Consider the following 13,029-nt stretch of genomic DNA (forward strand, 5'->3'; position numbering starts at 1 on the left):
ATCCGACTATTGTCCGATATTCAGGCAATATTCATATATACAGTCCGTCATTATGACGAAACATGTTGGACGAAAAGGATTCGTCTATCCTCGAAGAACTGATGATGGACTCTCGAAAGACGACAAAAGCCATCGCAAGAGAGCTTGGAATCCCGAGAGCCACAGTGCACGACCGCATCGTGAAGATGGAGCAAAAACACATCATCAAGAAATACACGGCAGTGCCAGACTACTCCCAGCTTGGTCTTGGGGTCATAGCTTTCATACTCGTCCAGTTCGAGTCCGAGAAGGGGCTTTCTCAGCGCGACACCGCCGATGACATCGCCTCGATATCAGGGATATTCGAGGTCCACATGATCTCCGGCGAATACGACATGTTGCTCAAGGTCCGCGGCTCGAGCATGGAGGAGATCGGCAAGCTCGTGATAGACCGCCTCCGCGAGGTGAAAGGCGTAGCCAGGACTCTGACATGCGCTTGCTTCACGACCGTGAAGGAATGAGGACTGACCGTCACTTCATCCGTTTCCGAACCAGCCTCTGAGCGGTCTCCGCGACCTCGCCCCTGACGGGATCGACATTGTGCTCCTTGAAGATCCTCTTGACCTCTTCTCCGGCTCTTTGCATCAGAGTCTTCGAACCCTTGGCGACCCAGGTGTCGAAGGAGGATCTGTCTGAGACAATCGGGATGAAATGCTCCGTCCTGAAGTGTTCCATGGTGTGTCTCTGGCCGAGATAGTCCTTGGCGATGCCCACCTTGTTGATGACTTCGAGTGCGAGCGTGTCCTCGTTGACATCGATTCCGCGCGCCATCCTCTCGATTATCTTGGACATCTCGCTGTCGATCACCAGTTGCTCGAGCCAGAGCGTCCTGCAATCCTCTATCAGCCCAATGCCGGCTATCATGTCCGCGCCTGCGAGGATTGGCGTCACCGCGCTCGCGAACTTCTCGTATGCAGCTTGCTCGTCAGGTTCCTTGGCCGTCGTTACAAACCCACCTACCAGCGAAGGGAATCCCATGCTGTGGGCCATTTGAGAATAGGCTGCAGATGTGAGGCCGTGCTCAGGCCCTCCTCCAGCGCGAGTCGAGGTCTTCATGTCCAGGTTCGCCATTCCGCATGAGAACACGAATGCCGTCCCGGGGGTCTGGACCTGCATGATCGTGTTGCCGGCCAGCGCCTCCGCAACCCCGAGCGCCACTGATCCCGCCAATGTTGCGGGGCCAGTCGACCCAGGGCCTGGCATTACGTAGAAACAGATCGGAATGCCTGCCTCCGCCATGAACAGACCGGCGTCCAGGCTCCCTCCCTCTATCTGGAGAGGCGAGAAGCTGGTGTGTATGGATGATATGATCGGTCTTCTCCTGAGTTCCTCGTGACTGCCGGCGGCCGCAGCTGCGAGCTCGAGGACGTCCTGAGATTCCCAGACCGATGTATTTGTTGCGATAGTGATATGTTTCTCGGTGTTCTCGAGCGATGCCTGGAGATCGTGAATGTGCCTCGTTCCCGTGGGAACGTCCTGTGAAGTCACGGACGGCCAGTTCACGCCGTGGCCAGCGAGTGCATCTGTGACGAAGGCGCTCTTGGCGACATCGGATTTCTTCGAGGGCCTCCTCTGCCTCGATTCGAAGTCAATCGCATCAGTGCCGTTCCCGTCGCTGCAGATGTGCACGTGCTCGAAGTCAAGCCTCGCATCGTGCTTCCTCGTCCTTCCGTAGAGCGTGACCGTCCTGTCGTTCTTCTTGGTGCACTCCAATACGAGTGACTGGGGAAACTTCACGACTGCGCTTTTCTTGTCAATCTCGCAGCCCGCCTCGCGAAGCAACTCCTGCGCTTTTTCGCTTCGAACCGCAACCCCCGTCTGTTCGAGTATCTCCAGGGCTGCGTGCCGTATCTTCGCGACCCCGTTCTTGTCCAGCAATTCCCGCCTGCATCGGACGGGTATTGAGTTCGCCATTGCTTGCCCCCAATTCTTCTCTGACTCTCCCGTGTTACCGTAGTTGTGTCCGGAGAAATGGTGAAAGGTGTAGTTGTGACCGGAACGCATCTCTGCGTCCGGCCAGCGAAATGTCTAGTGGGTCTTCGACTCCCCGCCCCACATCGGCTTCTTTGCCTTCTCGATGATGGCGTCCAGCTTCTTCTGGGCGTTGGCATCGAGCGGCGGAACCTTGTGGTTCGCGAGAATTTCCTTGACTTTCTCCCTTGCCCTGTCCCTCATGGACTTCGAGCCGGTCTGCGACCACGCATCGAACGAGCGCCTGTCGACGAGGTTCGGCATGAAGAACTCGGTCCTCATGTGAGTCAACGTGTGCCTCTGGGCCAGGAAGTTCTTGCCCGGACCCACCTTCTCGATGACGTCCAGTGCCATCGTCTCGTCGTCCGCCCATTCGCCCCTGATGAGCCTAGCGATCGCGCCGACGATCTCGTCGTCGATCACAATCTCCTCGTAGAAGAGGCAGCTCGAATCCTCTAGCAGGCCAACGCCGCACATCAAGTCAGCTCCAGCCAGCAATGGACCGACGCAACCAGTGTAGTACTCCATCACCGCCTGGTCTCCCGGCTCTTTAGCTGTCGCCGAAACGCCGACGCATGACGGCATTCCATAGTGGTGCGCGAGCTCGGTCGCAATCGCAGATGAGATCGCGTGCTCTGGGCTCCCACCCGCTCTTATGGTTGTCCTCATGTCCAATGGTGCGTTGCCCATCCCGTAGATGACAGCCGCTCCTGGCGTGGACAGTTGGATCATTGTCAGTGCGCTGAGCACCTCAGCGTTGCCGACAACGAGCGAGCCGACCAAGGTCGCTGGTCCAGTTGCGCCAGGTTGCGGCATCCCAAAGAATACCAGTGGGACTCCGGCTTTGGCGAACTCTAGGCTCGCGTCCATGACGCCCGCATCATGCTGAAGAGGAGCATATGTGCACTGCAGGCATGAAGACAGCGGCCTTCTCCTGTATTCCTTCTCGCCGCCAGCGGCTGCGTACCCCATCTCCGTCAGGGTCCTCGCATCGGAGACCGTCACGCCCGTCTCGTACATGACGTGCTTCTCGGTGTTGTTGAGAGAAGCGTCGAAGTCGTGCAGGTGCACGGTGGACGGGTGTTGGTCAGTGGAGCTTACCATCGGCCAGTGGATATGCACGTTCTCGAGCGTATCGATGATCCTCGAGGAGTTCGCGACATCCTTCTTCATCGACGGCCTTCTCTTTCCGCTCTCGAAGTCCACCGTCACGGCGCCGTTACCGTTAGCGGTCATGTAGCTGTGGTTCATATCCAGCTTCGCATCGAACTTCGGGTTCCTGCCGGCAAGCGTTATGGATGCTTTCTTCTTCGCCAGCGCCTCCTCGACCAAATGCGATGGGATCCTAGCTATTCTCGTCTTCTCGTCGACTTCACAACCATTGTCTTTCAGTAGCTTCCTACAGGCGACGCTGTCAACCTGGACACCTACCTTCTCGAGTATATGGAGTGTGCCCCAGTGGATCCTGTTCAAATCGCCGTCGCCAAGGATTTGGAAGCGGACGCCCCGCTTAATGCCAAAGGCCATTGGTGCTCACCTGACCAGTTTCTTCGCCACATCAACTGCGCCAGATGCGTCGCCACTGTAGCCGTCAGCGCCGATCTCTTTTGCATACGTGTCTGTAACCGGTGCCCCGCCTACAAGGACCTTGACGGCCTTGCTCTTCTCCTTAAGTGGGGTTATGATCTCTGCCATCCTTGGCATGGTCGTCGTCATGAGTGCGGACATGGCCACCATCTGCGGCTTCGCCTCGTCTGCCTTCTTCAGGAAGTCCGCGGCCTGGACGTTGACTCCAAGGTCTAGGACCTCGAATCCATTCGCGGACAGCATCGTCGCAACTAGGTTCTTGCCGATCTCGTGGATGTCGTCCTGGACCGTTCCGATGAGTACCTTGCCAGCGCTTGCCCTGTGCTTTCCCGCTGGAACGGCAGGCTCGAGCACGGCCAATGCGGCCTTCATCGCTTCGGCGCCCATGACTAGCTCGGGTAGGTAAATCTCTCCCTTTCCGAACCTTTCACCGACAGTCTTGATACCTTCCGCCAATCCCTTCTCGATGGCGACGAGCGGATCAACGCCGTCCTTCAGTGATTGCTTTGCGAGGTCGGCGATTGTTTCCATCTCGTAGTTTATCACAGCATTCTTTAGCCGTGTTACTGCATCTTCCATTGGTTATACCCCCAGTAGCTTTCCTTCGGGATTTCGTCCCTCTGGATCTGTTTCGGAATCCAAAGTCGTCCATCCAAAGGATGGCCGCTCTGTCCCGCTTCAGATTGAAACGGCATATGCACCTTCCTAATTAAGGTTTCGTTCATATGATTATCTCCGCCCTCTAAGAATGTCCTCAAAGACTCAAACGGTCCTTGCTTGAATTCAATTGATGAAGACGAGAACGCCGTCCGCTGCCGGCCTCGTCTGCGCGAAACGCCAACCCCTTTGGAGTAGGAAGGTTTTTCTTGGGAAAGGCATACCCCCTTCGAAGGAGGGTAAGAAATGCCACGTGCAGTTGTGCCCGTTATTGAATTGAAGGGAACCGGTAAGACAGTCAAGATCGGTGCAGGCAGGACGCCAGTCATCGTAGGCGAGAGGATCAACCCGACGAACCGGAAGGAACTCATTGCCAAGCTGAAGGCAGGAGAGTTCGAAATCGTCGGGCCTGAGGCGAAGAAGCAGGTCCAGAACGGCGCTGATGTCCTCGACATAAATGTAGGTGTTCCAGGCATTGACGAGAAGCACGCGATGCTTGAGTCGATCAGAATCGTCCAGGAGACGGTGGATGTCCCGCTTTGGATTGATACATCGAACCCTGAGGTGCTTGCAGCAGCGCTGAAGGCGGTCAAGGGAAGGCCCGGAATCAACTCCACCACAGGCGAAGAGAAGAGAATGGATGTTGTGGTCCCGCTCGCAGCCGAATACGGGGCAGCTCTCGTCGGCCTCTGCATCGACGACGCCGGCATACCACAGACCTCTGAGAAGAGAGTAGCGATTGCCAGGAAGATCATCGAGAATGCAGAGAAGCACGGACTCGACAGGAAGAACATCATCATCGACTGCGTTGCTCTTGCATGTGGCACCGGCGAAAGCGGTGCGAAGGCCACGCTCGACACGATCAGGATATGCACTGAGGAGCTTGGAGTGAACACCACGGTCGGATTGAGCAATGTATCCTTTGGTCTTCCTGACAGGCCCGTGCTGAACGCAGCGTTCATGTTGTTGTGCGCGGGACAGGGCATGACCTGTTTCATAGGCAACCCAAACGACCCCAACATGGCGGTCGCGCTCAAGGCCTCGAAGCTTTTCTGGGGCGAGGACAAGTTTGCGATGGGCTACCTAACCTACTTCAGGAAGAGACAGGCCGAACTCGCAGCGAGCCAGACGAAGTAATCCCGGTATGACTTCAGCTGAAACCCTTTCCTCGATTCTCCTTTTCTGGTGAAGCAACGCTCATGCTGTCTTTTGAAGAAACCAAGAAATGGGTTTGGACTCCGCGCTCAGCGCTTTCTGAGCTTCGGGTTCATTACATCGTCAATCGCGTATCCGACCATGGAGAATGCCAGGACCATCGTGACGATCGCTATCCCGGGAGCCGCGATCCACCACCACGCGCCGAGCAGAAACGCGTTCTGTTCGTATGCGGATTCAAGCATTCCTCCCCAGCTGATGACCGTAGGGTCGCCCAGTCCGAAGAAGTCCAGGAACGCCTCGGAGAAGATCGCAATGGCGATCAGCAGCACGGTGTTCGCGAATATGAGCGGGAGGACGTTCGGCATGATGTGCGTCTTGATGATGTGACTATCGCTTGCGCCTATGCACTTCGCCCTCACGATGAACTGTCTCTCCTTGACCGTTAGGACCTGTGACCTCACCACTCTGGCCGTGGAAGGCCAGCTCGTGATTCCTATGACGATTATCACCCAGATGAACTTCTGACCGAGGATGGCCATCATGACGATCATCAGTGGGAACCACGGGAGAACGAGGAAGAAGTCGGTGACCCTCATCAGGACCTCGTCCGTCACTCTTCCGAAATACCCTGCGGCAAGGCCGACGGAGGCACCCAAGACGACTGATATCATCGTTGCGAGGAGACCGACCTCAAGCGATGCCCTTGAACCGTACAAAGTCAGGCTGTAAACGTCCTGTCCTTTGTGGTCTGTTCCGAGCGGATGGACCAGTCCAGTGAACGGTGACTTCTTCAGGGATGGCGGTAGCGGGTTCGTCCAGTTCTCGTCCCGGAGCGTGGCCTCATGGTTCTCTAGTCTATCCGGATGTGGAACCGTTGAGAGAAGCGGTGCGAAGATTGCCATCATCACAAACGCCACAAGGACGATGAGGCCGCTGAACCCGAGCCTGTTAGCCCGAAATATCTTCCAGGTCTTCTTAAAGGTCTTCCACTGAAGCCTCGCCTTGTCGACGTCCATCTTCGTAATGATCCCCGCGCCCTTCCTCCACTTGTTGTAGATGAGATACGCGATGATCACGGCTACTGGAAGCTCGATGAAAATGGATATCCAATGCTTCGCGAAGAAGCTGGGCGCCTTGATCACATTCACAACGACAATCGCGCTGTTCGAGAAGCCAAGTTCGTCAACGACCGTTAGAGTGATGACGTATATGCCCGGCTTTGAGAACGTGAAGTTCGGGTTGACCCCCGTAAGCTCTCTCTCAGCACCTTGGTATGTGAAGTTCCAGGTGTAGCTCACAATGGCCACATTGTCCCAGGATCTACTGCCGTCCAGAGTGATCGTGGTGGCATCGGTCCCCTCAGCGACGTGCCTGTATGGGCCCGCGTCGACGTACGGAACCACTTTGTACATCACTGCGTCCTCGGACCACAGGCCGCCCAAGCCTGTCGCGTTGAGGGTAATGTTGTAGAAGCCAACTGCGGTGAAAACATACTTCGAGGTGTTGCGGTCGCTGGTCTTGTCAACTAGTGTGCCGTTGTCTATGAATTTCCAGTTGAAGGTCAACAATGTCCCGCTTGATAGCGAGCCGTTGAGTTCCACAGACACCGAGATAGGCACGGTTCGGTCCGGTCCCGCGTTCGCCACGGGGTCCCCCGGAGCGGCGAGTGTGCGAGCGTTCGGAGTGGGTTGACCAGATGTCGCAGTGGTTGCCAAAGGCCCGATCAAGCCAATCAGGGTGAGTGAAAGAACCGTCGAAATCACAATGATTGCAAGGGGACTGGCTGATGCGCGACCAGCGGTCCTGAATACGTGCTTCCTGAGTCGCCTTTGCATGTAGTTTGCCGTCACTAGGTCAACTCCTAAATCGTGACCCTCGGGTCAAGGTACATGTAGATCACATCCGCGATCAAGTTCGCAAACAAGACCGCGACTGCCATGATCAGGAAAAGCGCCTGGAGCACGGGGAAGTCCCGTTGGTTCACAGCATCCCAGGTCAGCATGCCGACGCCGTCGTAGGAGAATACGATCTCGACCATTATGTCGCCTCCCAGGACCCAGCCGACGCTGATGGCCGCGACAGTCACCACTGGCAGCATCGCGTTCCTCATCGCGTGGTCGTGCAGGATCTGCTTGTTCGAGAGCCCCTTCGCCCTTGCGGTGACGATATAGTCCTCTGTGAGGACATCAGTGAGGGAGTTCCTCATGATCAGGGCGAACTCCGCCATGACCTCTATTGTAAATGCAGCAACAGGAAGAACTAGGTGATATCCGCGACTGATGATCTTCTCTATGATGGTCATGTCCTCATATCGGGGGGGATGATCGACGAATGGCAGCTTGCCGTACGCCCCGTTCAACGGGAACAATTGGAGCTCGCCCGCGAAGAGCATCAACATGATCAACGCAAACAGGAACGTGGGCATCGAGTAGAAGGTGAGAGCGAAAGCCATCCCCACGGTGTCAGCAGGTTTCCCGCGTCTCCACGCGGCGAATTTCCCCAGCATGACGCCCAGATAGATAGCCAGGGCCGTGCCTATGCCCACAAGCAGCACGGTATTGAATATGGGTTCTGGCAAGCCATCGCTTATGTTTGCCCCTTTCCAAACTGAAGCGCTCGGTCCGAAGTCGAGCGTGAAGACCTGTACAACGTAGTAGTAGAACTGCTGAGGATACGGGTCGTTCAGGTGGAACTTGTCTCTGATCAGGTTCTTGAGGTCCTCGTCTCCGCTCTTTGGAAGTAAGACAGCAGCCGGGTCTCCGGGCATGACCCGGAAAAGGAAGAAGTTGAAAAGCAAGATGGCGACTAGTGTTATGGCCAGGTAGATGAGTTTTCTTGTAACGAATGACCTCATGTCCATTCTAGAACCTCCTGCCTCATCATCCGCGCCCCATCAGACTGTGCTTGTTACCGCGCTCCACTGGTGTTCTATCTACCGTCCCGTATTTGCATGCTCCCATCGCACGCACGGGTCGGGTTCAATGGGAAAGATATTTGGGTGGCCCGTTTCCGGGCCAATAGGTTATGGATCAGTCTCCGAGCGGGCTCGATTCTTCCTTTATCGAACCTTCTTTCTTCTTGCCCCTCATCCTGAGGATCACAACAGCTGCCACGACCACTGCTATGCCTGCTGCAGCTCCCCCAATCAGCAACCAGTTGGGGGGAGTAGATTCCTGGTAGATTGGGACGAGATCGAAGTACAACGGATTGCCCATCCAGAAGTTGTCGACGCTCCGTCCAGGGTCGGCAGCCCAGTCGCCCCAGCCAGAGAATGTGTCGTCTCTCCAGGCATATGTCTGGTACGGGTAGGCAAGGATGATGTACGCAGCATCCAGGTAGTTCACCCTCTGGCAGTTGTCGACGAACACCTTTCTCTGGTCCTTGTCGAGAGTGTTCACAGATTTGGTGTAATTCTCCTCATAGGATTCGTTCAAGTACATGTTGTCGCTCCACCCGTTCCAAGCCGCCTTCGACTGCACGAACAGCTGATAGTTCGGGTCGATGTCCGCGCTCCAGTACCATATCATCGTGTCATACGAATAACCATAGACCATCGTACCCAGCGTGGCCTCGTCGACGATCAGGTAGTTGATGTCAATGCCGACCTTAGCCCATTGGCTTTCGAGGTACATTGCTATGTCCTTCTCCTCTGGGTACTCTCTTCTCAGCAACATCTGGTACTGCAAAGGCGTGCTCTCGGTGACGAGACGCTCCCTAACAGCGTAGCTTGTTGAAGTGCACTCTCTTGTGCCGTCACCGTTGACATCGCGATACCCAGCGTTCTCGAGCAACGCATTCGCCGCTGCAATGTCGAAGGAGAACTTCTCGGTGGCATTCGGTTCGTAGTGCCAGAACGTGTTGACCGGCGGGATGAGCGTGGTCCCCTCCTTGGCCAAGCCGAGGTAGTAGTTCTCGACGATGTACGACTTATTTGTTGCCATCGCCATCGCCTTCCTGATCGTGTGGTCGAGCCTCGACGGGTTCGGACCAGCTTGGTTCATGTTTATCCCAATCTCGGTCCAGTATTGCGTGATCTTGGGTCCATCGAAGGTCGTCACGTTTCCGATGCTTCCCGACGCGACTTTGTCCTTGATTGCCCTGTATGCCTGCGGTGGGAACGCAGCGACATCAAGCTGGTTGTTCTGCAACGCATAGGACATGGCCGTCGAGTCGTCGAAGAAGTACATGGTGAGCTTGTCGAACTTGATCTCGGGCGCGCCGGGCTTGTCTATCTTCCAGTGGTACCTCGGATTCTTCAGGAGTGTTATGTGGTCACCAGACAGCCACTCATCACGTATGTTCGGGTTGGACATGAACGGTCCAGTGCCGACTATTGGCATGTCAGTGCCTCCGAACACGCCGGACCAGTTGAATCCAATGTAGAACGCGTTCTGGTCCTGAAGCATGTGCTTTGGCAGCATCGGAATCGAAACCAGGTACGCGTACGAAGCTGGCATCAGGGTTCCGGTCAACCTATCGTAGAAGTAAATTCTCACTGTGGACTCGTCGACCTTCACGGCATCCTTCATGAAATAGGAGTACGGCTGGAAGGCCCACATCGCCTCGTAATTGTCCGCGTTGAGCTTGATGTTCCAAACGACGTCGTCCGCGGTGAAAGGCTCCCCGTCGGTCCATTGAGCATTGGTCGTGAGGTTGTATTGCCAGACAGAACCATATGGTGCTCCAGTATTCTGCATCTCTGGATCTGTCGTTGGTACCGCCCAGATGCCAGTCGCCAGGTCAGGCGTCGGGTTCATCTGGTTGTCGATGACATTCATCCCATCATAGACAAGGCCGTAGAAGACGTAAGCCGCGTCGTTGAGCCCGATGTACGGGTTCAGGCTGTCAACCTTCTGCATGAATCCGATCCTGAGCTCAGTCTCGAGAGCGGCTTCCACCGTTCCTGTTCCTACTACACCCATGAGACCAGCGATAGGTACCGACAATAAGGTCACGCTAAACACAACTGCACACACAGAGAGAAATCCTAGAACTCCCTTACGCAAGTTTACTTCCCCCACACCCGGCTCTTGTTTGGTCCCGTAAGCCCTCGGCCTATCGAGCTGACCCCCGGCCAACCCGCAAGGTCTTGAGATCCGATTTCCGCCTGCTGGATATCCATCGTTTCTGCGGAAACTGGCAGGACTAGACACCGAATGAAGCCAAGGTATATGAACATTGCTACATTGAGCATCTGGTTGCGATTTCTTTCAAGGAACGCCCTTTAGAATGAAACGAAATTTGAAAAATGCGCACCGTCTTCTTCATCGGGCAGTCATTTGCCGAGATAGGATTCGCTAATGCTCTACCGCTTCGAAGCGACACTGTTCTCAGCAATACCCAAGGGAACGCTCCATATGGGACGTCCAACAAATGACGTAGGGATAATGCAGGGGTCGACGGCCTATCAAACGCAGAGTTCCGAAGCCACGCCTTGCGCACAGCGCCACCGACATGATCCCGCTTCTCGTCAAATTTCGCGGTGCACAAGTGTGTCCTTCTCATTGCACATGATCGGACATCAGAATCTGGTAGAATGACAGGAAATGCGCATCCGGATTCGTCTATCTAGCTCGTTGTTTCTTGAGCCATCATCAATAGGGGGCCGCAATGTCCGAAGAGATGAGTCCTGGTGTACACGCTCCACGCTCCTACTGTAACCTCCTACCAAGAGGCATGGCTATGCGCTCTGACGCCGTTACCCTCTGCGTCTGCCGAGCATTCGCTTCGTGCGGCTCCATGCTGCACGACCTAGCGATCTGGCTGCCAACCGCTTGAGGGCAATCGCCTTGTTCGGACAGAGTTCCTGGCAGCAGTAGCATCTTATGCACCGTCCTCTGTCGATAGCGGGTCTGCGCTCACCCCTCCTGAGCGCCCTCGCTGGGCATGATTCGATGCATGTTCCGCAGAGATCGCATCTCGACTTTGAGAACACCGGTTTCCTTGAGGCGCCCTCAGATGCGACCCTGATGATCGCAGCTGATATCCTTGCGAAGGGGTTCGGCGAACCGGGCATCTTGAAATCCTTGATCCGGAATTCATCCAGTCCGCCCTCCGACACTTCCGCATGTGGTGGGCTGCGAGGAAGGAGCCCCCTCCTCTGTGCAATCGCAATCGTTTGTACGCAATCGAATTCGGCTCCAACCAGTTCTGCGAAGACTGCATCGAGTGCATGAACGTTATCCGACGCGATGATGAGCCCTATCTTGATTGGACGTCCGGCTGCGGGACCGTCGCCGTCCATGCCGATAATGCCGTCCATCACGGTCAGCCTGGGTCGGACACACTCCGCCAAATCCACTAGCATCTCCGAGAAAGCATTGGCGTTCTGCATCCTCATGTGATACTCGGCTTTCCTCAGTCCTGGAATCAACCCATAGAGATTCTTCACAGCCCCAGTGAGGCCTGTGAAGGTGTGGGTCTTCATTTTGGCCAGGGAGATCACCCCGTCGACTGATCTCAGGGTGGAGGCGATCTCGAATGACTTGGCCACCTTGCCGTTCGGCACGGGGAACTTCTCAGCATCGATCAGCAGTACGAACTCGACCCCTTCCTCGTCGCACACCTTCCCGATGCCAGTCGACTCTGCCAGGTTCTTCAAGGTCCTTTCGGTCGCTCTTCCGCCAGGCGTATCACCGACCAAAGGCGTTCCCCCCGCTTCGCGAACCAGGTGGATCATAGCCCTGACGATCTCTGGATGGGTTGTGACCGCTTCCTCGGGAGGCTTCGGCGATAGCATGTTCGGCTTCAGCAGTATCTTCTCACCTCGCGAGACGAACTTCCCAATGCCTCCGAGGTCATCCACGGCCATGCGCATGGCGGCCTTGACGTCCTCCGCCTGATATCCCGGACAACGCGCGATTGCCACCCTGGCCGGTCTCACATTGTCGGACTTGACCTGGACATTCCTTTGAGAATTCATGGAATCCGTCCTGCGGAGACCCCCCAATTCATCGGGGGGAGGAAGCAGGTCGCCAGACCCTCCGCAACTTCTGATCCCTGATATACCTCGCTATCGCTTCCGCAGACACATGCCCCACCGTCCCAATGTAGTAGCTCGGGCTCCACAGATGCCCCCGCTGGAACATCGTCCGCAGGATTGGATGCTCGTCGAACAACACCCTCGCGCTGATCCCTTTCAGAGCCTTTACGATCCCGACAGAGGATTCTGTCGGGGGTGCTCCGATGAAGAGATGCACATGGTCGGCCATCACTTCCAGCTCCTTGACTTCCGAGCCCCGAGACTCCGCTATCGCAGTCATCACGGTTCTCAGGCTCTTCTGAACAACCAGGGGGAGCTCCTTGCGGCACTTCGCACACCAGACAAAGTGATAGGTGATCCCGTGCGCCGCGTTCCACTTTCACCATAGTCCCACAGAATCCCATATACACCATATTACATGCAATCTGTTCGTGGAGAGAACCATAACCGTTAAGCTGGAACCATCCCGAGCCATTGGGCAAACAGTCCGCATCTTCAACGAAGCCACGAACTTCTTTCTCAGACTGGGCTTCCACAACAGGACGCATTCCAAGAGGAAGCTCCAGGCGCTCGGATACTACGAAGCCCGCGACAAGTGGCCTGCGCTTCAATCCTCGCTTGTCCAGGGAGCGCGA

The 13,029-nt window shown here is 55.8% G+C and carries 11 protein-coding genes; 3 read left to right on the forward strand and 8 right to left on the reverse strand.

Going from position 1 to position 13,029, the window contains the following annotated elements; genetic code table 11:
• Positions 1-62: 62 nt before the first annotated feature.
• Complete coding sequence (locus KJ653_02220) at positions 63-500, forward strand: Lrp/AsnC family transcriptional regulator (protein ID MBU0684653.1); 438 nt, start codon at positions 63-65, stop codon at positions 498-500.
• A 10-nt stretch (positions 501-510) separates the two neighbouring features.
• On the opposite strand, the gene KJ653_02225 is transcribed toward KJ653_02220, so the two are convergent.
• From KJ653_02225 to KJ653_02235, 3 genes are all read right to left on the reverse strand, one after another.
• On the reverse strand, positions 511-1,917 hold the full coding sequence (locus KJ653_02225) for a trimethylamine methyltransferase family protein (protein ID MBU0684654.1): 1,407 nt from the start codon (positions 1,915-1,917) through the stop codon (positions 511-513).
• A gap of 150 nt (positions 1,918-2,067) precedes the next feature.
• Positions 2,068-3,537 (reverse strand): trimethylamine methyltransferase family protein, encoded by a 1,470-nt coding sequence (locus tag KJ653_02230; protein MBU0684655.1) that lies wholly within the window; start codon positions 3,535-3,537, stop codon positions 2,068-2,070.
• A 6-nt stretch (positions 3,538-3,543) separates the two neighbouring features.
• Positions 3,544-4,176, reverse strand: coding sequence for a corrinoid protein (locus tag KJ653_02235; protein MBU0684656.1), 633 nt, complete (start codon positions 4,174-4,176; stop codon positions 3,544-3,546).
• Positions 4,177-4,500: 324 nt separating this feature from the next.
• Between KJ653_02235 and KJ653_02240 the strand changes: the two genes are divergently transcribed.
• Positions 4,501-5,391 carry a dihydropteroate synthase gene (locus tag KJ653_02240; GenBank protein MBU0684657.1) on the forward strand — a complete coding sequence of 297 codons (891 nt, stop codon included), beginning with the start codon at positions 4,501-4,503 and terminating at the stop codon, positions 5,389-5,391.
• 107 nt (positions 5,392-5,498) lie between these two features.
• Here the strand turns inward: KJ653_02240 and KJ653_02245 are convergent, their stop codons facing one another.
• From KJ653_02245 to tnpA, 5 genes are all read right to left on the reverse strand, one after another.
• On the reverse strand, positions 5,499-7,058 hold the full coding sequence (locus tag KJ653_02245; GenBank protein MBU0684658.1) for an ABC transporter permease subunit: 1,560 nt from the start codon (positions 7,056-7,058) through the stop codon (positions 5,499-5,501).
• A 215-nt stretch (positions 7,059-7,273) separates the two neighbouring features.
• Complete coding sequence (locus KJ653_02250) at positions 7,274-8,272, reverse strand: ABC transporter permease (protein ID MBU0684659.1); 999 nt, start codon at positions 8,270-8,272, stop codon at positions 7,274-7,276.
• Positions 8,273-8,441: 169 nt separating this feature from the next.
• Complete coding sequence (locus KJ653_02255) at positions 8,442-10,310, reverse strand: ABC transporter substrate-binding protein (protein MBU0684660.1); 1,869 nt, start codon at positions 10,308-10,310, stop codon at positions 8,442-8,444.
• An 800-nt stretch (positions 10,311-11,110) separates the two neighbouring features.
• Entirely contained in the window at positions 11,111-12,334 is a 1,224-nt protein-coding gene (locus tag KJ653_02260) for a DUF362 domain-containing protein (GenBank protein ID MBU0684661.1), read from the reverse strand.
• Positions 12,335-12,362: 28 nt separating this feature from the next.
• A complete protein-coding gene (gene tnpA, locus KJ653_02265) occupies positions 12,363-12,752 on the reverse strand; it encodes an IS200/IS605 family transposase (protein ID MBU0684662.1) in 390 nt (129 codons plus the stop codon).
• 73 nt (positions 12,753-12,825) lie between these two features.
• Here tnpA and KJ653_02270 point away from each other — a divergent pair.
• The coding region (locus tag KJ653_02270) for a transposase (protein MBU0684663.1) at positions 12,826-13,029 on the forward strand (204 nt) is incomplete at its 3' end.

This window comes from Candidatus Thermoplasmatota archaeon (assembly GCA_018814355.1).
Classification (GTDB): Archaea; Thermoplasmatota; Thermoplasmata; order UBA10834; family UBA10834; genus COMBO-56-21.

Bases quoted from the DNA above. Each gene is read 5' to 3' on its own strand.
- KJ653_02220 (MBU0684653.1), top strand. From the start codon at position 63: ATGTTGGACGAAAAGGATTCGTCTATCCTCGAAGAACTGATGATGGAC.
- KJ653_02230 (MBU0684655.1), bottom strand. From the start codon at position 3,537: ATGGCCTTTGGCATTAAGCGGGGCGTCCGCTTCCAAATCCTTGGCGAC.
- KJ653_02235 (MBU0684656.1), bottom strand. From the start codon at position 4,176: ATGGAAGATGCAGTAACACGGCTAAAGAATGCTGTGATAAACTACGAG.
- KJ653_02240 (MBU0684657.1), top strand. From the start codon at position 4,501: ATGCCACGTGCAGTTGTGCCCGTTATTGAATTGAAGGGAACCGGTAAG.
- KJ653_02250 (MBU0684659.1), bottom strand. From the start codon at position 8,272: ATGGACATGAGGTCATTCGTTACAAGAAAACTCATCTACCTGGCCATA.
- KJ653_02260 (MBU0684661.1), bottom strand. From the start codon at position 12,334: ATGAATTCTCAAAGGAATGTCCAGGTCAAGTCCGACAATGTGAGACCG.